Genomic DNA, 19,429 nt, shown 5'->3' with positions numbered 1-19,429 from the left:
GGCGCCGCCCTTTTTTTGTCAGCGCTTCGGCGTCAGCTTGAGGAGACGGCCCTGGCTGGCGTTGCGATCGTCCTCGAGCAGATAGACGGCACCGTCCGGGCCCTCGACCACTTCGCGGATGCGCGCGCCCATGTCGTAACTGACCATCGCCGTCGCACGCTCGCCGTCGATCGAGATGACGTTCAGCTCCTGCCCCGAAAGGCCCGGGACCAGCGCGTCGCCGGTCCAGTCACCGAACAGCGAGCCCGAGTAGATGAGCAGGCTGGCGGGGCTGGTGGCGGGGTCCCAGTAGGCGGCGGGCTGCGTGAAACCATCGCCCGGTTCATGGTCGGGGATCGGCACGCCGTTATAATTGTCGCCGTAGCTGCGTTCCGGCCAGCCGTAATTCTGGCCCTTGCGGATGAGGTTCAACTCGTCGCCGTGCTTGGGCCCCATCTCGATATGCCAGAGCTGCCCGTCGGGTGCGAAATCGAGGCCGAGACTGTTGCGATGGCCCCAGCTCCAGATCTGCGCGGCGCTGCCGCCTTCCGCGTAGAAGGGATTGCCCTCGGCCGCGCTGCCGTCGAGGTTAAGGCGCAGGACGTTGCCGAGATTGTTCGATCGATCCTGCGCGGGGTCCTGCTCCTGCCGGTCCCCGCTGGTGACGAACATATATTGTCCGTCGGGCGAGAAATGGATGCGGTGCGAATAATGGCCCCGCCCTTCCGTCTTGTCCTGTCGCCAGAGCACTTCGACCCCGGTCAGGCGACACGCGGTCTCGCTCTCGCAGATGAGCTTGCCCTTGCCGACGACGGCGCCGCGGCTGTTGCCCTCGCCCGCTTCGATCCAGCTCATGTAGAGGTCGCCGCCCTGCCCCATCGGGCTTTCCCAGTCAGGTCCGAAGGCGATGTCGCCAAAGCCGCCCTGCCCGCCATAATCGACCTCCGGCAGACCGCTGACCGTGCCTTCGGTGCCCGAGACCACGTCCTTGAACCAGAGCTGGCCCTTCTTGCCGCTAATGAAGATGAGGTTGGAGCCCGGCATGAACTCCGCGGCCCAGGGTTCGTCATACTGGCCCATCGCCTGAATGGCGAAGGGGCGGGCGTCGCCGGAAACTTTCTCGCCGCGAGTCACGGGCGAGGATTGGACGGCATCGCTGCCGCCGCCTGCCTGCGGTGCACCCCCCACATTCTCCGCGCCCGCATCGGACGTTCCGTTGCAGGCGGCGGTGGCGAACGCGAGGGCGAGGATCGAAAGGCGCATGGTCGGTCTCCTGAGGTTCTCCAACCACGCTAGGTCGCATCTCGGCTTGCGTGAAGGGGGCAATAGGCCTATATGCGCATCTATCCCTGACATCGTGAGATGATAGGGCCGCAGCCGGAGCCGGCCTGCGGCGGCAAAGGGATATGGAATTTTACTCAGGAGCTGTTTTGGCCGACACCGCGCGCATTGCCGAGATCATCGAACCCATCGTCGAAGACATGGGCTTCAAGCTCGTGCGCGTGAAGATGATCGGCGGCGCCGAGGAGCCGACGCTGCAGGTCATGGCCGAGCGTCCCGACACGCGCCAGCTGACGATCGACGATTGCGCCGACATCAGCCGCGCGCTGGACGAGCCGCTCGAAGAGGCCGATCCGATCGACCATGCCTATCGCCTCGAAGTCTCTTCGCCCGGCATCGACCGCCCGCTGACGCGCCTCAAGGATTATGCCGACTGGCAGGGTCATCTCGCGCGCATCACGCTGGAAGCGAAGAAGGACGGCCAGAAGAAGTTCAAGGGCACGATCGACGGCGTCGACGAGGCCTCGCGCATGATCGCGCTGACCGACGATCACAACAAGAGCCACGAAGTGCCCTTCGACATGATCGAGGACGCCAAGCTCCTGTTTACCGAAAAGCTCCTCCAGGAAACCCAGCCGCTCTCCGCCGAGGGCGCCGAAGAGATCAATGAAGAAGAGGGTCACGACAATGGCTAGCACGCCTCCCGCAGCAGCGACCGCCAACAAGGCAGAGCTCCTCGCCATCGCCGATGCGGTCGCGCGCGAGAAACTGATCGACAAGGCGATCGTCATCGAGGCGATGGAGGATGCGATCCAGCGCGCCGCCCGTGCCCGCTACGGCCAGGAAAACGACATCCGCGCCAAATTGGACGGCAACACCGGCGACCTTCGCCTGTGGCGTGTGCTCGAGGTCGTCGAGGAGCCCGAGGACCAGTTCAAGCAGATCGACCCCAAGGCCGCGCAGAAGCTGCAGGACGGCGCGTCGGTCGGCGACTTCATCGTCGATCCGCTGCCCCCGATCGAGTTCGGTCGTATCGCTGCGCAGGCTGCCAAGCAGGTCATCTTCCAGAAGGTCCGCGACGCCGAGCGTGAACGGCAGTACGAGGAATTCAAGGAACGCGGCGGCGAGGTCATCACCGGCGTCGTCAAGCGCGTCGAGTTCGGCCATGTGGTCGTCGATCTCGGACGTGCCGAAGGCGTCATCCGCCGCGACCAGCAGATTCCGCGCGAAATGGTTCGCGTCGGCGACCGCATCCGCTCGCTGATCATGCGCGTGAGCCGCGAGACCCGCGGGCCGCAGATCTTCCTGTCGCGCGCGCACCCCGATTTCATGCGCAAGCTGTTCGCGCAGGAAGTGCCGGAAATCTACGACGGCATCATCGAGATCAAGGCCGCCGCCCGCGATCCGGGTTCGCGCGCCAAGATCGGCGTCATCAGCTACGACAGCTCGATCGACCCCGTCGGCGCCTGCGTCGGCATGAAGGGGAGCCGCGTGCAGGCAGTCGTGCAGGAACTGCAGGGCGAGAAGATCGACATCATCCCGTGGAGCGAGGATCTTGCGACCTTCGTCGTCAACGCGCTTCAGCCTGCCACCGTCAGCCGCGTCGTGATCGACGAGGAAGAGGGCCGCATCGAGGTCGTGGTGCCCGATGACCAGCTCAGTCTCGCCATCGGTCGCCGCGGCCAGAACGTGCGCCTCGCAAGCCAGCTGACCGACAGCCAGATCGACATCCTGACCGAGGCCGACGCCAGCGAGAAGCGTCAGAAGGAATTCGTCGAGCGGACCGAGATGTTCCAGAACGAACTGGACGTCGACGAGACGCTCGCGCAGTTGCTGGTCGCCGAAGGCTTCACCAGCCTCGAGGAAGTCGCCTACGTCCCGCAGGACGAACTTTCGACCATCGAGGGTCTCGACGAGGAAATCGCCGAGGAACTCCAGAGCCGTGCCAAGGAAGCACTCGAGCGCGCCGAAGAGGCCGCGCGGGAGAAGCGCCGCGAGCTGGGCGTCGAGGACGACGTCGCCGAACTGCCGCACATCACCGAGGTGATGGCGGTTACGCTCGGCGAAGCGGGCCTCAAGACGCTGGACGATGTCGCCGATCTTGCGACCGACGAACTCATCCAGAAGAAGAACTCTGGGCCGCGCCGTCGCAACGACACGCGCAAGTCCGACGACAAGGGTGGCGTGCTCGGCGAGTATGGCTTGACCGAGGAGCAGGGCAACGAGATCATCATGGCCGCCCGCGCCCACTGGTTCGATGACGAAGACGAGGCTCCCGCTGCGGACGCCGCGCCCGAAAAGGAGGACGCGGCCGCGGATGGGAACCAATGATCGCCTTCTAGACGATAGCATCGCCGAGGCCGCCCCGCTCGACAAGGAGCGGGGCCCCGAGCGCATGTGCGTGCTCTCGCGCCAGCGGGCGTCGAAGGATGCGCTTGTGCGCCTCGCCCTCGGTCCCGACGGTCAGGTCGCGCCCGACATTCGCGCGCGCGCCACGGGTCGCGGTGCCTATGTCGGCACGACCCGCGCCGAGCTTGCCGACGCCCAGGCGAACGGCAAGCTGCGCGGCGCGCTTTCAAGGGCGTTCAAGACGGGCAAGCTCGATATCCCCGACGATCTTTCGGGCCTGATCGAGGAGCAACTGCGCCGCCATTTCCTCGACCGGCTGGGTCTGGAGGCACGCAGCGGCATGCTGATCACCGGTTCGGAGAAGATCGAAGCCGCCGCACGCAAGGGCGAGGTTCGCCTTTTGCTTCACGCATCCGACGCCGCCGACGACGGCAAATCCGGCCTCGCACAGGCGTGGCGAATGGGCGGCTCTGAAGACATCGGCCACAGGCGGGGCCTTGTTCTGCCGTTCGAACGCACCACATTGGCCATGGCGCTGGGCCGCGGAAACGCGGTTCATCTTGCATTGACCAATGCCGGTGCCGCCACTCGGGTGCTGTCCGCACTGCACCGGTGGCAAGCTTTCCAAGCAGACGATGCTGGGCTAAGTGGCGGTTCCTCCGCCGCTGAAGACACGCCCGGCCAAGAGATGAAGACGAAGGAATAAGATTTGAGCGACGAGAAGAAAAAGCTTGGAACCCGTGCCCCGCTTGGCGTCAAGAAGACGGTCGAGGCGGGACAGGTCAAGCAGAGCTTCAGCCACGGACGCTCGAACACGGTGGTGGTCGAGGTCAAGAAGCGGCGTATCCTGAAGCCGGGCGATGCCAAGCCGGAGGCGCAGGAAGAAGCCAAGGCGCCCGAGAAGAAGGAAGAGGCCAAGTCGGTCTCCCCCACCCCTGCGCGCAAGCCCGCTGCGGCCAAGCCCGCTCCCAAGCGCGAACTGACGCCGGCCGAGCGCCGCGCACAGGTCGAGGAATTCCAGCGCCAGGCCGAACAGCAGCGGATGGCTGCCGAGGCCGAAGCCCGCGCTCGCGACGAGCGTGCGAAGTCCGAAGCCGCGCAGGAAGAAGAGCGCCGCGCCGAGGAGAATCGCAAGGCCGAGGAAGAAGCCGCCAAGCGCGCCGAAGAGGAAGCCAAGCAGACGGCCGAAGACGCCAAGCGTGCCGCCGCGCAGCCGGCCCAGCCCGCTCCTGCCTCAAAAGCGCCCTCGGGCGATGATCGCCGCGCAAAGCCTGCGCGCAAGAAGGACGACAAGGGTCGCCCCACCCCCGATCGCCGGTCGGGCAAGCTCACGGTCAATCGCGCGCTGCGCGGCGACGGCGGTGGCCGTGCGCGCAGCCTTGCCGCGCTGAAGCGCGCCCGCGAGAAGGAAAAACGCGCGCAGATGGGTCATTCGGGCCCGCGCGAGAAGCAGTATCGCGACGTCCAGGTTCCCGACAGCATCACCGTCGGCGACCTTGCCAAGCGCATGGGCGAGAAGGCCGCCGACCTCGTCAAGAGCTTGTTCAACATGGGCATGATGGTCACGGTGAACCAGAATATCGACCAAGACACGGCCGAGCTTCTTGTCAACGAATTCGGCCACAACGTGAAACGCGTGTCGGAAGCCGATATCGACATCGACACCACCGAAGACGTGGATGCGGAAGAAACGCTGAAGTCGCGTCCGCCGATCGTGACGGTCATGGGCCATGTCGATCACGGCAAGACCTCGCTTCTCGATGCCATCCGCGGTGCGGACGTGCAGGCGGGCGAAGCGGGCGGCATCACCCAGCATATCGGCGCCTATCAGGTGACCCCCAAGAAATCGAAGGATCCCATCACCTTCCTCGATACGCCGGGTCACGAAGCCTTTACCGAAATGCGCGCGCGCGGTGCCAACATCACCGATCTCGCCATTCTCGTGGTGGCAGCCGACGACGGCATCAAGCCGCAGACGATCGAGGCGATCAACCACATCAAGGCGGCGAATGTCCCGATGATCGTGGCGATCAACAAGATCGACACCGCCGGCTCTAATCCGCAGAAGGTTCGTGAGGAACTCCTGCAGCACGAAGTCATGGTCGAGGCGATGAGCGGCGAGGTGCAGGACGTCGAAGTTTCCGCCAAGGAAAACACCAACATCGACGGGCTTCTGGAAGCCATCAATCTGCAGGCAGAATTGCTGGAACTCAAAGCCAATCCAGACCGCTCCGCGGACGGCACCGTCGTGGAGGCAAAGCTCGACAAGGGGCGTGGTCCGGTGGCGACGATCCTCGTCAATCGTGGCACGCTCAAGGTCGGCGACGTGTTCGTCGCGGGCGCTGCTGCGGGCAAGGTCCGTGCGCTGGTCGACGATCATGGCCGCCGCGTGAAGGAAGCCGGCCCCGCCTTCCCCGTCGAAGTCCTCGGTCTATCGAGCGTGCCCAGCGCGGGCGACGCCTTCACCGTGGTTGAGAACGAGACGCGGGCGCGCGAAGTGGCCGAATATCGTCAGGGCGTGCTCGACAAGAAGCGCACGACTACCGCGCCGATGAGCCTTGAATCGATGTTCGACAAGAAGGGTTCGGAAACGATCTCCTTCCCGCTCATCGTCAAGACCGACGTGCAGGGCACCGCCGAGGCCGTCGTCAACGCGGTCAACAAGATCTCGACCGACGATATCGAAGTGCGGGTCATCCATTCGGGTGTCGGGGCCATCACCGAAAGCGACGTGACGCTTGCGGCCTCCTCGGGCGCGCCGATCATCGGCTTCAACGTGCGTCCCAATGCCAAGGCGAAGGAAATCGCGAAGCGCGACCAGGTCGAGTTCCGCTATTACGACGTCATCTATCACCTCACCGACTGGGTGAAGGAAGCGATGGCTGGCGAACTGGGTCCGGAGCTGATCGAGCATGTCGTCGGCAAGGCCGAGGTCAAGCAGGTCTTCAAGTCGGGCAAGAAGGACAAGGCTGCGGGTCTTCTCGTGGTCGACGGGGTCATCAAGCTCGGCCTCCACGCCCGCCTGACGCGCGACGATGTCATCGTCTCCAAGACGACCATCGCCTCGCTCCGCCGCTTCAAGGACGACGTCAAGGAAGTCGAAGCCGGGACCGAATGCGGTGCCGTTCTCGAGGACACCAACGACATTGCCCCTGGCGACATGCTCGAGATCTTCGAGGTCGAAGAACGCGAGCGCGTCCTTTAATCGTCATCCCAGTAAACGCTGGGATCATGTGTGTTGACCATTTGCGCTGCGGGCCGCGACGGGTCCCAGCCTTTGCCGGGGCGACGATATGAAGAACCGAGCCACTTCCACCGACCCGAGCGTCCGGATGCTGCGCGTGGGCGAGCAGATCCGCCATGCGCTGGCCGAGGTCCTCACGCGCGGCGATGTTCACGACGAGGCGCTGTCGGCAACCACCGTTTCGGTCACCGAGGTGCGGATGAGCCCCGACCTGAAGCACGCCACCGTCTTCGTGAAACCGCTGCTCGGTCAGAACGAGGCGGCGGTAATGGAAGCCTTGAAGCGCAACGTGCGCTTTCTGCGTGGCGAGGTTTCCAAGCGCGTGGCGATGAAGTTCAGTGCCAGCCTGAAGTTCAAGCCCGACGAGAGCTTCGATACGGGGAGCCACATCGACAGTCTGCTGCGCTCCGACCATGTCGCGCGGGATCTCGGCGACGAGGAAGAATAAGGCCGCGGGACGCCGCCGAGGCTTGGCAAGCACTGCTAATCTGCTATTGCGAACTATTCTCAACAAAGGAACCGATATGCGTCTTCTTATCACCACCGCAATTGCTACCGCCGTCCTCGCCCTTTCGGCCTGTGCCGACAGCGACGAAGCGACGACCGACATGGATGCCACCAACGAAATGGCGAGCGACGACATGGCTGCCGATGCAACCCCCGCCGCCGCCGAGACGGGCGTGACGAACGCCAACGACGCGACCGAAGCGCAGCTTGCCGCGATGGACGGGATGACCCCCGAGCTCGCCGCCGCGATCGTTGCGGGCCAGCCCTATGCCGACGTCGTCGCCTTCAACGAGGTGCTCATGGGTTCGCTCGACGAAGCGCAGGCCGCTTCGGTGCGTGAACGGCTGTTCGTCCCGATCAACCTCAATGACGCCAGCGAAGAGGCGATCCGCCTCGTGCCCGGAATGACCGACAAGATGGTCCACGAATTCGAGGAATATCGCCCCTACGAGGACCTCGCCGAGTTCGATCGCGAGATCGGCAAATATGTCGACGAGGCAGAAGTCGCGCGCTTCCGCCAGTACGTCACGCTCTAGAACGCCTCTGGCTCCACTCGAGCCACAGGCGAACCGAGACGATCACCGCCATGATCCCGACGTGGATCCAGGCGGTGGTCGGATCGAACGCCGACCAGACCCAGTGCAGGAAGACGAGCAGCGTCGCCGGATAGACGAGCCGGTGCAGCCGCTTCCACCCGCGCTTGAGCCAGCGCATCGACGCGTCGTTCGACGTTACTGCCAGCGGCACGAACAGCGCCAGCGCTGCCCATCCCGCCCAGATGTAATCGGTGGATAGCTCCGCAAGCGCCTCGCCCGCACCCTTCTTCCACAGATAGGCGACCGTGTGGCTCGCCGCATAGACGAAGCTCGCCACGCCGAGATCGCGGCGATGGCGCACCAGCCATTTGGCGACCGCGCTCCTGCGCGCCGCGAGGCGGATTGGCGTCACCGCAAGCGTCAGCATCAACAGCCAGGCGGCCCAGTCGCCCGTGTCGCCGATCGCATGGCCATAACCATAGGCATCGGGCGTCAATAGCCAGCGTCCCCCGATCCACAGGCCCGGAAGCGCGAGGATCAGCCAGACGAGGGGACGAATGGCGGCGTGCGAAGCGGCGGTCATTGTCACGTCTTGCACCGCCACGCTATGAAGCGCCATGGCCAAGCTCTATTTCTATTATGCCGCCATGAATGCGGGAAAATCGACAACGCTCCTCCAGGCGGATTTCAACTATCGCGAGCGGGGCATGAACACGATGCTCTGGACGAGTGCGATGGACACGCGCGAGGGCCATGGTCGGATCGGTTCGCGGATCGGGCTGGAAGCGGAGGCTTTCGCTTTTTCGGATGACGCCTCGATCCTTGCCACGGTGATGCGCGAGTGCGGCAAGCGCACGGTCGACTGCCTGCTCGTCGACGAAGCCCAGTTCCTGACCCAGCGTCATGTGCTCGAACTGGTGGAGATCGTCGATGGGCTGGATATCCCGGTGCTCTGCTATGGGCTGCGCACCGATTTCCAGGGGCGCCTGTTTCCGGGAAGCGCGGCGCTGCTCGCGCTTGCGGACAAGCTCGTCGAATTGAAGGCCGTCTGCGAATGCGGCGCGAAAGCCATGATGAACCTGCGCGTCGATGCGGACGGCGTGGCGGTCCGCGACGGACCGCAGGCCGAAGTCGGCGGCAACGACCGCTATGTCGCGCTGTGTCGCAAGCATTTCTTCGCCGCGCTTCGGGAGGCCGAAGGCGTCGAACGCCAGCTGGGACTCGATATTCCGCGACCCGCCAGGGGAGAATGAGCGAGGCGAGATCGGCTCATCGGCGGTTCAGGGCGAAGCTGCTACAAGGCTCTGTAGACCTTGGAGAAACATGATGATCGCCGCCGCCCTCGCCTTGACGCTCGCCCAGCCCGAAATGCCGCTCGTCCCTCTGGCAGGCGTGTCGGACGAAGAGACGTCGATCCGCAGCGCGCTGAAGACCGTCGTACGCGGCAAGCGCGACGTGTTGTTCCTTCAGGACCGTACCTTGCGCTGGTATCGCGTGGCGCTCAGCAGCGGGTGTCTGCGCGCCACGTTCCAGAAGCGACCTGACGTCGCGCCGGCAACGCGCACGATCTGGCTGGACCGCGGCGACCTGCTCGCGATCGAGCCCGGCTTCACCTGTCGCATCACCAGCGTGCGCCGCTCCGAGACGCCGCCACAGTATGACAGCGACAGCATCGTGACCCTCGACTAGCCGCGTGGCGACCGCTAGCGCGGCGCCCATGCATGGCTGGATCATCCTCGACAAACCCGTCGGCATCGGCTCGACGCCCTGCGTGTCGCGCGTCAAGCGTGCGCTTCGCGATGCAGGACTGAAGAAGCCCAAGGTCGGCCATGGCGGCACGCTCGACCCGCTCGCCTCGGGCGCGCTCCCCATCGCGATCGGAGAGGCCACCAAGCTCGCAGGCCGCATGCTCGATGCGTCCAAGACCTACGATTTCACGCTTCATTTCGGCACCGAGACCGACACGCTGGACGCAGAAGGCGCGGTGGTCGCGACCAGCGACCATCGGCCGGACGAGCAGGACGTTATCGACGTGCTCGTTGGCTTCACCGGGACTATCGAACAGATGCCGCCGACATATTCGGCACTGAAGGTCGACGGGAAGCGCGCGTACGAACTGGCGCGGGCCGGCGAAGCGGTCGATCTCCAATCGCGTACCGTGACGGTTTTCGACCTTCGGCTCGTTGCGGCAAGCCGGGACAGTGCCACGTTCACCGCAACCGTCTCCAAGGGCACGTACATCCGATCGCTCGCACGGGACATCGCACTGGCGGTTGGATCGCGCGGGCACGTCACCATGTTGAGACGGACGCGTGCCGGCCCGTTCGGGCTGGAACAGGCGATTTCGCTGGACAAACTGGACGAAATCGCTAAGGCGCGCTCCCTGAACGAGGTGGTTCTCCCGCTAGTGGCGGGGCTGGACGACATCCCGGCCCTCCTCGTGACGCCCGAACAAGCGCAGGCCCTCAAACATGGCAAGCGACTGCAAGGGCACCCCGCACCGCCCGGGCAGCATCTGGCGATGGAGGGTGATACCCCCATCGCGCTGGTCACGGTGGACGATGGCGAAGTCGCCGTCGTGCGCGGGTTCAACCTGTAGAATTTTTTTGACGAAAGGATGACCCGATGTCGATCACTGTTGAGCGCAAGGCCGAACTGGCCAAGGAATATGGTCGCGGCGAAGGCGACACCGGTTCCCCCGAAGTGCAGGTCGCGATCCTGACCGACCGCATCCAGACGCTGACCGACCATTTCAAGGACCACAAGAAGGACAACCACTCGCGTCGTGGCCTTCTCATGATGGTCAACAAGCGCCGTTCGCTTCTCGACTATCTGAAGCGCAAGGACCATGACCGCTACGCCGAACTCATCAAGAGCCTCGGCCTGCGTAAATAACCAGTTTCTCAGGAAGGGCGCCCCACCGGCGCCCTTTCTTCTATTCAAGCGTCTCGCAATCCGGCGAGGCCATCCGTGGGGCACCAACGAAAACCGCCCCGAACCGCCGCAGGCCGGACAGCCTGCATCATGAAGAGGCCCCGCAGCGGCATCCGGCCGGCGGGTGACAACAATATATGTTCGATATCAAAACTGTTGAAACCAAGCTTGGCGATCAGACACTCAAGCTGGAAACGGGCCGTATCGCCCGCCAGGCCGACGGCGCGGTGCTCGCGACCCTCGGCGAAACCGTGGTGCTATGTGCCGTCACCGCCGCCAAGTCGGTGCGCGAGGGACAGGACTTCTTCCCGCTGACGGTCCACTATCAGGAAAAATTCTCGGCGGCCGGGCGCATTCCCGGCGGCTTCTTCAAGCGCGAAGGCCGCGCGACCGAAAAGGAAACGCTCACCTCGCGTCTCATCGATCGCCCCGTGCGCCCGCTCTTCCCCGAAGGTTTCTACAACGAGATCAACGTCATTTGCCAGGTGCTGAGCTATGACGGCGAGAACGAGCCCGACATTCTCGCGATGATCGCCGCTTCCGCCGCGCTCACCATCTCGGGCGTGCCCTTCATGGGCCCGATCGGCGCCGCGCGCGTCGGGTTCGTCGATGGCGAATATGTCCTCAATCCCAAGGTCGACGGCATTTTCGAAGACGGCCGCCTCGACCTCGTCGTCGCCGCCACGCACGACGCCGTGATGATGGTGGAATCGGAAGCCAAGGAGCTGACCGAAGAGGAAATGCTCGGCGCCGTCCAGTTCGCCCACGATGCCTCCAAGTCGGTCGTCAAGGCGATCATCGAACTGGCCGAGAAAGCCGCCAAGGATCCTTGGGAGATCGACATGGGCGACGACAAGTCGGCCATGAAGGAAGACATTCGCGGCATCGTCGGCGACGATATCGCCGCTGCCTACAAGCTCACCGACAAGTCGGCGCGTTCGGACGCACTCAACGCGGCGCGCGAGAAGATGAAGGAAAAATACGCCGAGGAAGATGGCCAGACCCAGATGACGGCCGGCAAGCTCGTCAAGAAACTGGAAGCCGAAATCGTCCGCGGCGCCATCCTCAAGGACGGTGCGCGGATCGACGGGCGCAAGACCAACGAGGTTCGTCCCATCGAGGCGATGGTCGGCCTGCTTCCCCGGACGCATGGCTCGGCGCTGTTCACGCGCGGCGAGACGCAGGCGATCTGCACGACCACGCTCGGCACCAAGGACGCCGAGCAGATGATCGATGGCCTCGAGGGCCTCAGCTACTCGCCCTTCATGCTGCACTACAACTTCCCGCCCTATTCGGTCGGCGAGGTGGGTCGCTTCGGTTTCACCAGCCGCCGCGAGACGGGTCACGGCAAACTTGCCTGGCGCGCGCTGCACCCGGTGCTGCCGTCGGCGGAAGACTTCCCCTACACGATCCGCATCCTGTCGGACATCACCGAGAGCAACGGCTCCTCCTCGATGGCGACCGTGTGCGGCGGCTGTCTGTCGATGATGGACGCGGGCGTTCCGATCGAGCGTCCGGTTTCGGGTATCGCGATGGGCCTCATCCTCGAGGGTGACGATTATACCGTGCTGTCGGACATCCTCGGCGACGAGGATCACCTTGGCGACATGGACTTCAAGGTGGCAGGGACCGAAGAGGGCATCACCTCGCTCCAGATGGATATCAAGGTCGCCGGCATCACCGAGGAAATCATGAAGACCGCGCTCGCGCAGGCGAAGGACGGTCGTCACCACATCCTCGGCGAAATGGCCAAGGCGCTCGACACCAGCCGTACCGAACTGTCGGCGCACGCGCCGCGGATCGAGACGATGCAGATCGCCAAGGACAAGATCCGCGACGTGATCGGCACGGGCGGCAAGGTCATCCGCGAGATCGTCGCGGAAACCGGCGCCAAGGTGGACATCGACGACGAGGGGATCATCAAGATCTCGTCGAGCGACGTCAGCGAGATCGAGGCTGCCAAGGCGTGGATCACCGGCATCGTGGCCGAGCCCGAAGTCGGCAAGATCTACACCGGCAAGGTCGCCAACATCGTCGACTTCGGTGCCTTCGTGACCTTCATGCCGGGCAAGGACGGTCTCGTCCATGTGTCCGAAATCAAGGACGAGCGCGTCGAAAAGGTCTCGGACGTGCTGAGCGAGGGCCAGGAAGTCCTCGTCAAGCTGCTCGAGGTCGACCAGCGCGGCAAGGTCCGCCTGTCGATGCGCGTCGTCGACCAGGAAACCGGCGAGGAGCTGGAAGACACGCGCCCGCCGCGCGAGAAGGGTCCGCGTCGTGAAGGCGGCGGCGGTCGTGATCGTGACGGCGGCCGTGGCGATCGCGGTCCGCGCGGCCGTGGTGGCCGTGACGGGGGTCGCGATGGCGGCGGACGTGGCCGCGGGCCGCGCCATGATCGCGGCGACGATGGCGAAGGCAAGCAGGACGGCAACCCCGACCACAAGCCCGCCTTCCTCATGGGCGACGACGAAGACTAAGCGAGGGCCTCAAAGGCTCCGTCAGGAGAGAGGAAGACCCCCGGTGCCCCAGCGGCGCCGGGGGTTTTTCATTCACGGTGCGGATAGGCTTGCGGCTATAGGTCGTCGTTGAATTTCATCCGGAGAGCCTCATGTTCCGCAAGATCGCCTTCGCTGCCGTGCTCGCCTTCTCGGCCACCGCCGCGCAGGCCGCCGACATCGTCATGCACCGTAGTGAAGGGTGCGGCTGCTGCCTCGAATGGGCGGCGCGCATGAAGGCGGCAGGCCATACGGTCAAGATCGTCAACGACCCCGACCTTGCCGCATTCAAGAAAAAGGCCGGCGTCCAGCAGGGTTTCGCCAGCTGCCACACCTCGCGCGTCGAGGGATATACCATCGAAGGGCACGTCCCCGCGGCCGACATCGCGCGGCTGCTCAAGGAGAAGCCCAAGAATGCCATCGGGCTGGCGGTGCCCGGCATGCCGATGGGCTCTCCCGGGATGGAGCATGGCAACCACGTCCAGCCCTACACGACGCTCCTTCTCATGAAGGACGGCACCACCAAGCTGTGGGCGCGCCACAGCTAGCCGTCAGCCGATCGCCTTGCGTTTGAAGGCGAACCCTGTATGAGCCTCGGATCGGTCGCGCGCTCGCGCACCGTTCTCATTTCCACGTCACGAAAGCTGTAGCGAGGCGCCTGCGCTTCGCCCGACCGATCCATGTTCGACCCCGCCCGCCTCCGCCGCACCTGGCTCGCCAATCCCCGCGCCGACATTCTTGCCGGGATCGTGGTCGCGCTGGCGCTCATCCCCGAGGCGATCGGCTTCTCGATCATCGCGGGCGTCGATCCGTCGGTCGGGCTGTACGCCAGCTTCATCATCGCGATCATCATTTCGCTTGTCGGCGGGCGCCCCGGCATGATCAGCGCGGCCACTGCCGCCGTCGCGGTGCTCGTGGTGCCGCTGGTGCGCGATCATGGCATCCAATATCTCTTCGCCGCGACGATCCTGATGGGCATTCTCCAGTTTGCGGGCGGCCTCCTGCGCCTCGACAGACTGATGCAGTTCGTCTCGCGCTCGGTCATTACCGGCTTCGTCAATGCGCTCGCGATCCTCATCTTCATGGCGCAGCTGCCGCAGCTCATCGACGTTTCGATCCATACCTACTGGATGGTCGCAGCGGGATTGGCCGTCATCTACCTCTTCCCCCGCCTCACCCGCGCCATCCCATCGCCGCTCGTCGCCATCGTCGTGCTGACCGCGATGGCGTTCTGGCTCGATCTTCCGGTGAATCGCATCAGCGACATGGGCGACCTGCCGAGCGAGCTGCCGCCCTTCGGAATTCCGCAGGTGCCCTTCACGATCCAGACGCTGCAGATCATCCTGCCCTATTCGCTCACCATGGCGGCGGTGGGCCTGCTGGAAAGCCTGCTCACCGCTCAGATCGTCGATGATCTTACCGACACGGGCAGCGACAAGGCGAAGGAAAGCCGCGGCCAGGGCATCGCCAATTTCGTGACTGGCTTCTTCGGCGGGATGGGCGGCTGCGCGATGATCGGGCAGTCGGTCATCAACGTGAAGTCGGGAGGCACCTCGCGCCTGTCGACTCTGACCGCCGGTCTCGTCCTTCTCGCATTGATGATGCTGCTCGGCCCGCTCGTGGCGCAAATCCCGATGCCAGCGCTCGTCGCGGTCATGATCATGGTCTCGATCGGCACCTTCAGCTGGTCGTCGATCCGCAACGTCGCGACCCATCCGTGGCACTCCAGCGTCGTCATGCTCGCCACCGTCGTCACCACCGTCGCGACGCACGATCTTGCGCAGGGCGTCCTGGTCGGCGTGCTGCTCTCGGGCATCTTCTTCGCGCACAAGGTCACCAGCCTGTCGCGCATGGAAAGCCGTCTCAGTGCCGACAAGCATACCCGCACCTACGATGTGCTGGGCGAAGTCTTCTTCGCCAGCGCGGACAGCTTCGTCGCCGCCTTCGACTATAAGGAAGTGCTCGAGACCGTCGTCATCGACGTCACCCGCGCCCATTTTTGGGATATCAGCGCGGTGGGCGCACTCGACAAGGTGGTCACGAAATTCCGCCGCGAAGGCACCGCCGTCCAGATCGTCGGCATGAACGAGGCGAGCGCGACGCTGGTCAAGAGCTTCGCCGCCCACGACAAGCCGGACGCCGACGCGGCGCCCGCCCACTAGGATATTTATCGATGCGCATCCTCGCCTGCCTCGACCTCTCGCAATATGCCACCAGCGTCACCGACCACGCCGCCTGGGTGGCCGGGCGCCTCGGCGAAGGGGTCGAGCTGCTGCACGTCATCCAGCACCGCGATGCCGTCGCCAAGCGCAAGGACCTGTCGGGCGCGCTGGGACTGGGCGCGAAATCCACCCTCATGGAAGAACTCGTCTCGATCGAGGAAACGCAGGCTCGACTTGCGCGCGAGCAGGGCGAACAGCTTCTCGCCAACGCCAAGGACCGGCTCGCCGAGAAAAACGTCGCCGAGGTCGAGGCGCATATGCTCCACGGCGACATCGTCGACACGATCATCGAGCGCGAAGCGGCCGCCGACCTCGTCGTCATCGGAAAGCGCGGGGCCAGCGCCGACTTTGCGCGTACGCATCTCGGCAGCAAGATCGAACGCGTCGTGCGCCAATCGGGTCGCCCGGTGCTCGTCGCCAATCGTGAATTCGCGGCCATCGAGAAGGTCCTCGTCGCGTTCGACAACAGCGCCGCCACGCGCAAGGCCGTCGCCATGGCTGCAACCTCGCCGCTCTTCGAAGGCGTTACCGCGCATCTCGTGATGGTCGGGGGCGACGAGCCCGCTGCGCAGTCTGGCTACGACTGGGCTTGCGAGATGCTCGGGGAACGGCTCGGCAGCCACGAGCGGATGACCGGCGAGGTCGAAGGCGCGCTGATCGCCGAGGCCGGGCGGCTCGATGCCGACATGATCCTGATGGGCGCCTACGGCCACAGCACCTGGCGTCAGCTGTTCATGGGTTCGACCACCGCCGCGATCCTGCGCGGTGTCGCGCTGCCGGTTCTGCTCTTCCGCTCGTAGGTTCCTGCTTCAAGACGAGACGGGGATCGTCGGGTCCTCTCGCACCGTTCTTCCGGAAACATCTGGGAGATTTGAGAATGCAGCGCTTCACCGGCAAAACCGTCATCGTCACCGGCTCATCTAGCGGGATCGGCCTCGGCTGCGCCAAACGGTTCAGCGAAGAAGGGGCGAACGTCGTCCTCAACTCGAACGACCCGTCGGAACTCGACGATGTGAAAGGCGACTTTCCCGAGGAGCGCACTCTTGTCGCTTGCGGTGACGTGTCCGATGCCGACGTTTGCGAGCGGATCGTTTCGGACACCGTCGAACGGTTCGGCGACCTTCACATCTTGCACAACAATGCCGGCATCGCTGCGATGGGGCCGCTCGAAGAGATGGACAAGGACGAGATCGACGGCGTGCTCGACGTCAATGTCAAAGGCGTCATCCACATGTGCCGCGCGGCCTTTCCCCACCTCAAGAAAGTGAGGGGCTGCATCGTCAACACCTCGAGCGTCTCGGGGATCGGCGGCGACTGGGGTCTCGCGATCTACGACACGTCGAAGGGCGCGGTCACCAACCTCACCCGGGCGCTCGCGCTGGACTGGGGCCGCCACGGCATCCGCGTGAATGCGGTGAATCCCAGCCTCATCCGCACGGACTTGTCCGAGGACATGTTCGACAACGAGGATCTCATCAGCGCCTTCAAGACGCGCATCCCCCTGGGCCGTACGGGCGTGCCGGAAGATGTCGCAGGCCCGGTCGCATTTCTCGCGTCGGACGACGCCAAGTTCGTCAACGGCATCCAGTTGCCTGTCGACGGGGGCTGTTCGGCTTCGAACGGCCAGCCGCCGATCGGCGAGATGCTATAGCGCACTAAACCGCGTTCACGGGAATCTTGATGTAGGAAACGCCATTGTCCTCGGGCTCGGGCAGTCGTCCGCCGCGGATGTTCACCTGCACGCTCGGCATGATCAGGCTCGGCATCGCCAGCGACTTGTCGCGCGTCGTTCGCATTTCGACGAATTCGTCCTCGCTCACCCCGTCGCGCACGTGAACATTGTCGCGGCGTTGTTGCCCGACCGTCGTCTCCCATGCATATTCGTCGCGGCCCGGCGCCTTGTAATCGTGACACAAGAACAAGCGGGTCTTCTCGGGAAGCGACAGCAGGTGACGGATGGAGCGGTAAAGCTGGCGGGCATCGCCGCCCGGGAAATCCGCACGCGCCGTCCCGAAATCTGGCATGAAGATGGTATCGCCCACGAATGCCGCATCGCCGAAGATGAAGGCCATGTCGGCGGGCGTATGTCCCGGGACATGAAGCGCGATGACCTCGATCTGGCCCAGCGAGAAGCGGTCGCCATCCTCGAACAGGCGGTCGAACTGCGACCCGTCGCGCTCGAAGTCCGAGCCGGCGTTGAAGAGTTTCCCGAACACGTCCTGGACGCGGATGATATCCTTGCCGATCGCCAGCTTTCCGCCGAGCTTTTCCTGAAGATACGGAGCGGCCGAGATATGATCGGCATGCGCGTGCGTTTCGATCAGCCAGGTGACGGTGAGATCCTGCTTCTCGACATATTCGATCATCCGGTCCGCCGACCCGTTCGACGTGCGGCCGGCGGCGGCGTCATAGTCGAGCACCGAGTCGATGATCGCCGCTTCGCGGGTCGCCGGATCATGGACGACATAGGATACGGTATTGGTCGCCTCGTCGAAGAAGCCGGCGATCGACGGGCGCTTGTCCTTGTCGGCGATGGCCGCCTCGATCTGTGCGCGCGCGGTTTCCAATGTCTCCTCAGCGGTCATCTGTCTCTCCCACAAGCTGCCTTCAGTCCATATGAGACGTGGGGCGGCCGCCGGCAAGCGACTGGGAACGATCGGAAAGATTGGGAGCGATACGAAGGGGCGAATGGTGGAGCTAGGGGGATTCGAACCCCCGACCTCTGCAGTGCGATTGCAGCGCTCTCCCAACTGAGCTACAGCCCCGCACCCTTCGTGGAAGCGGCTCTTTAGCCCCGCTCATCCCGCTTTGCAACAACTTGGCGAAGCTGCGGCTCGATTGATCGGATCGAGCCGCAAATGTCGGAACGGCACATCGCAATAACCCGTTGTCTTTCAAAGAGTTGGATAAGTGATTCAGCTCAAAAAATGACGAAAAAGGGAGATTTTTGATGGGCTACGACCGCTATGAAGGCCGCAGGATGAGGAACCGTGACATGGAAGGCCGCCGCAGCCGTCCGACGGGTTACGACCGCGATGACCGCGACTTCTTCGACCGTGCCGGCGACGAAGTTCGCAGCTGGTTCGGCGACGACCGTGCCGCTGCTCGCCGCGAACGCGACGAGCGCGAAGGCTATGCTGGCGACGGATACAAGAACCAGCATTTCGACTTCGAGCAAATCCGCAACACGAACGAAGGGTATCGCCGTCCCTATCGTGGTAGCGACCGCGACTTCTCGCAGGGCCGCTACGATCGCGACGATGATCGTTACGAAACGCGTTCCACCGGCCGCCGTTCGGCCCGCAGCAGCGACTACGACCGTGAAGACATGTACGATTATGATCGCGGCTATACGCAGAACCGGTTCGAACGGGCACAGACCCAGGACGAGTTTACGGGTGAACGCGACTATAACGAATGGCGTACCCGCCAGATCGACGCGCTCGACAACGACTATCGTGAGTGGCGCCAGGAAAATCAGGAGCGGTTCGACAGCGAATTCTCTCAGTGGCGCGAAACGCGTAGTGCCAAGCGTAAGCAGATGGGCGATCTGACGCCCGGCACGACCGTCGTCGGTTCGGATGGGGAAACCATCGGGACGCTGCAGAACATCCAGGGTGACCGGATGATCGTGAAGGGCGAAGGTGACGATGCCGTCATGAACGTCTTCTCGTGCCGCGAATTCGATCGGGCCGAAAATGATCACGTCATGCTGAACATCGACCAGAGCGAAGCGCGCCGCCGTGGCCGCTCGGACGATTTCGATACCGATCGCACCTACAGCGACGATCGTCAGGCTGCACGGATGACCAACCGCAGTCTCGCCGACAATTACTAAATCGCCGATGACACACGGTCGGGCGCCCGCCCGACCGCAAGAAAGGC

19 protein-coding genes and 1 tRNA gene are annotated in these 19,429 nt (G+C 64.2%); 16 read left to right on the top strand and 4 right to left on the bottom strand.

Annotated elements, in window-relative coordinates; translation table 11 throughout:
- Nucleotides 1–18 precede the first annotated feature (18 nt).
- Nucleotides 19–1,242, bottom strand: a complete 1,224-nt coding sequence (locus tag WJS89_RS10960; protein ID WP_346340973.1) for a PQQ-dependent sugar dehydrogenase — start codon at nucleotides 1,240–1,242, stop codon at nucleotides 19–21.
- A gap of 143 nt (nucleotides 1,243–1,385) precedes the next feature.
- Between WJS89_RS10960 and rimP the strand changes: the two genes are divergently transcribed.
- From rimP to WJS89_RS10930, 6 genes are all read left to right on the top strand, one after another.
- Nucleotides 1,386–1,955 (top strand): ribosome maturation protein RimP, encoded by a 570-nt coding sequence (gene rimP / locus WJS89_RS10955; RefSeq protein WP_346340972.1) that lies wholly within the window; start codon nucleotides 1,386–1,388, stop codon nucleotides 1,953–1,955.
- Nucleotides 1,948–3,591, top strand: coding sequence for a transcription termination factor NusA (nusA, locus tag WJS89_RS10950; protein WP_346340971.1), 1,644 nt, complete (start codon nucleotides 1,948–1,950; stop codon nucleotides 3,589–3,591). The genes rimP and nusA overlap by 8 nt, the downstream gene beginning before the upstream one ends.
- The gene (locus WJS89_RS10945; protein WP_346340970.1) at nucleotides 3,578–4,315 is read left to right on the top strand and encodes a DUF448 domain-containing protein; all 738 of its coding nucleotides are present in this window, start codon (nucleotides 3,578–3,580) and stop codon (nucleotides 4,313–4,315) included. Before nusA ends, WJS89_RS10945 begins: the two co-directional genes overlap by 14 nt.
- A gap of 3 nt (nucleotides 4,316–4,318) precedes the next feature.
- The gene (gene infB / locus WJS89_RS10940; RefSeq protein WP_346340969.1) at nucleotides 4,319–6,814 is read left to right on the top strand and encodes a translation initiation factor IF-2; all 2,496 of its coding nucleotides are present in this window, start codon (nucleotides 4,319–4,321) and stop codon (nucleotides 6,812–6,814) included.
- Nucleotides 6,815–6,902: 88 nt separating this feature from the next.
- The gene (gene rbfA / locus WJS89_RS10935) at nucleotides 6,903–7,301 is read left to right on the top strand and encodes a 30S ribosome-binding factor RbfA (protein WP_346340968.1); all 399 of its coding nucleotides are present in this window, start codon (nucleotides 6,903–6,905) and stop codon (nucleotides 7,299–7,301) included.
- A 76-nt stretch (nucleotides 7,302–7,377) separates the two neighbouring features.
- The gene (locus tag WJS89_RS10930) at nucleotides 7,378–7,896 is read left to right on the top strand and encodes a ComEA family DNA-binding protein (RefSeq protein ID WP_346340967.1); all 519 of its coding nucleotides are present in this window, start codon (nucleotides 7,378–7,380) and stop codon (nucleotides 7,894–7,896) included.
- Here the strand turns inward: WJS89_RS10930 and WJS89_RS10925 are convergent.
- Nucleotides 7,886–8,515 carry a protein-methionine-sulfoxide reductase heme-binding subunit MsrQ gene (locus tag WJS89_RS10925; protein ID WP_346340966.1) on the bottom strand — a complete coding sequence of 210 codons (630 nt, stop codon included), beginning with the start codon at nucleotides 8,513–8,515 and terminating at the stop codon, nucleotides 7,886–7,888. The genes WJS89_RS10930 and WJS89_RS10925 overlap by 11 nt on opposite strands.
- On the opposite strand from WJS89_RS10925, the gene WJS89_RS10920 reads away from it, so the two are divergent.
- The 9 genes from WJS89_RS10920 to budC all read left to right on the top strand — a co-directional run bounded on the left by WJS89_RS10920 (nucleotide 8,514) and on the right by budC (nucleotide 17,195).
- Entirely contained in the window at nucleotides 8,514–9,149 is a 636-nt protein-coding gene (locus WJS89_RS10920; protein WP_346340965.1) for a thymidine kinase, read from the top strand. The two genes, WJS89_RS10925 and WJS89_RS10920, sit on opposite strands and share 2 nt — an antisense overlap.
- A gap of 70 nt (nucleotides 9,150–9,219) precedes the next feature.
- Nucleotides 9,220–9,585 carry a hypothetical protein gene (locus WJS89_RS10915; RefSeq protein ID WP_346340964.1) on the top strand — a complete coding sequence of 122 codons (366 nt, stop codon included), beginning with the start codon at nucleotides 9,220–9,222 and terminating at the stop codon, nucleotides 9,583–9,585.
- Between the two features lie 28 nt (nucleotides 9,586–9,613).
- Entirely contained in the window at nucleotides 9,614–10,495 is an 882-nt protein-coding gene (gene truB, locus WJS89_RS10910; protein WP_346341210.1) for a tRNA pseudouridine(55) synthase TruB, read from the top strand.
- Between the two features lie 26 nt (nucleotides 10,496–10,521).
- The gene (gene rpsO / locus WJS89_RS10905) at nucleotides 10,522–10,791 is read left to right on the top strand and encodes a 30S ribosomal protein S15 (RefSeq protein WP_346340963.1); all 270 of its coding nucleotides are present in this window, start codon (nucleotides 10,522–10,524) and stop codon (nucleotides 10,789–10,791) included.
- 176 nt (nucleotides 10,792–10,967) lie between these two features.
- Nucleotides 10,968–13,304 (top strand): polyribonucleotide nucleotidyltransferase, encoded by a 2,337-nt coding sequence (pnp, locus tag WJS89_RS10900; protein WP_346340962.1) that lies wholly within the window; start codon nucleotides 10,968–10,970, stop codon nucleotides 13,302–13,304.
- Nucleotides 13,305–13,435: 131 nt separating this feature from the next.
- Nucleotides 13,436–13,870, top strand: a complete 435-nt coding sequence (locus WJS89_RS10895; RefSeq protein ID WP_346340961.1) for a DUF411 domain-containing protein — start codon at nucleotides 13,436–13,438, stop codon at nucleotides 13,868–13,870.
- Nucleotides 13,871–14,002: 132 nt separating this feature from the next.
- Nucleotides 14,003–15,484, top strand: a complete 1,482-nt coding sequence (locus WJS89_RS10890; protein ID WP_346340960.1) for a SulP family inorganic anion transporter — start codon at nucleotides 14,003–14,005, stop codon at nucleotides 15,482–15,484.
- Nucleotides 15,485–15,495: 11 nt separating this feature from the next.
- Nucleotides 15,496–16,344, top strand: a complete 849-nt coding sequence (locus WJS89_RS10885) for a universal stress protein (RefSeq protein WP_346340959.1) — start codon at nucleotides 15,496–15,498, stop codon at nucleotides 16,342–16,344.
- A 77-nt stretch (nucleotides 16,345–16,421) separates the two neighbouring features.
- Entirely contained in the window at nucleotides 16,422–17,195 is a 774-nt protein-coding gene (budC, locus tag WJS89_RS10880) for a meso-2,3-butanediol dehydrogenase (protein ID WP_346340958.1), read from the top strand.
- Between the two features lie 4 nt (nucleotides 17,196–17,199).
- Here budC and WJS89_RS10875 read toward each other — a convergent pair whose 3' ends face one another.
- On the bottom strand, nucleotides 17,200–18,129 hold the full coding sequence (locus tag WJS89_RS10875; RefSeq protein ID WP_346340957.1) for an MBL fold metallo-hydrolase: 930 nt from the start codon (nucleotides 18,127–18,129) through the stop codon (nucleotides 17,200–17,202).
- Between the two features lie 104 nt (nucleotides 18,130–18,233).
- Nucleotides 18,234–18,309 (bottom strand) — tRNA-Ala (locus WJS89_RS10870).
- Between the two features lie 215 nt (nucleotides 18,310–18,524).
- Between WJS89_RS10870 and WJS89_RS10865 the strand changes: the two genes are divergently transcribed.
- The gene (locus tag WJS89_RS10865; RefSeq protein WP_346340956.1) at nucleotides 18,525–19,382 is read left to right on the top strand and encodes an SWFGD domain-containing protein; all 858 of its coding nucleotides are present in this window, start codon (nucleotides 18,525–18,527) and stop codon (nucleotides 19,380–19,382) included.
- The last annotated feature ends 47 nt before the right edge of the window (nucleotides 19,383–19,429 follow it).

Origin of the sequence: Sphingomicrobium aquimarinum, assembly GCF_039655735.1 — a bacterium.
GTDB lineage: Bacteria > Pseudomonadota > Alphaproteobacteria > Sphingomonadales > Sphingomonadaceae > Sphingomicrobium > Sphingomicrobium aquimarinum.
This window is presented reverse-complemented; position numbering and strand designations above follow the sequence as displayed.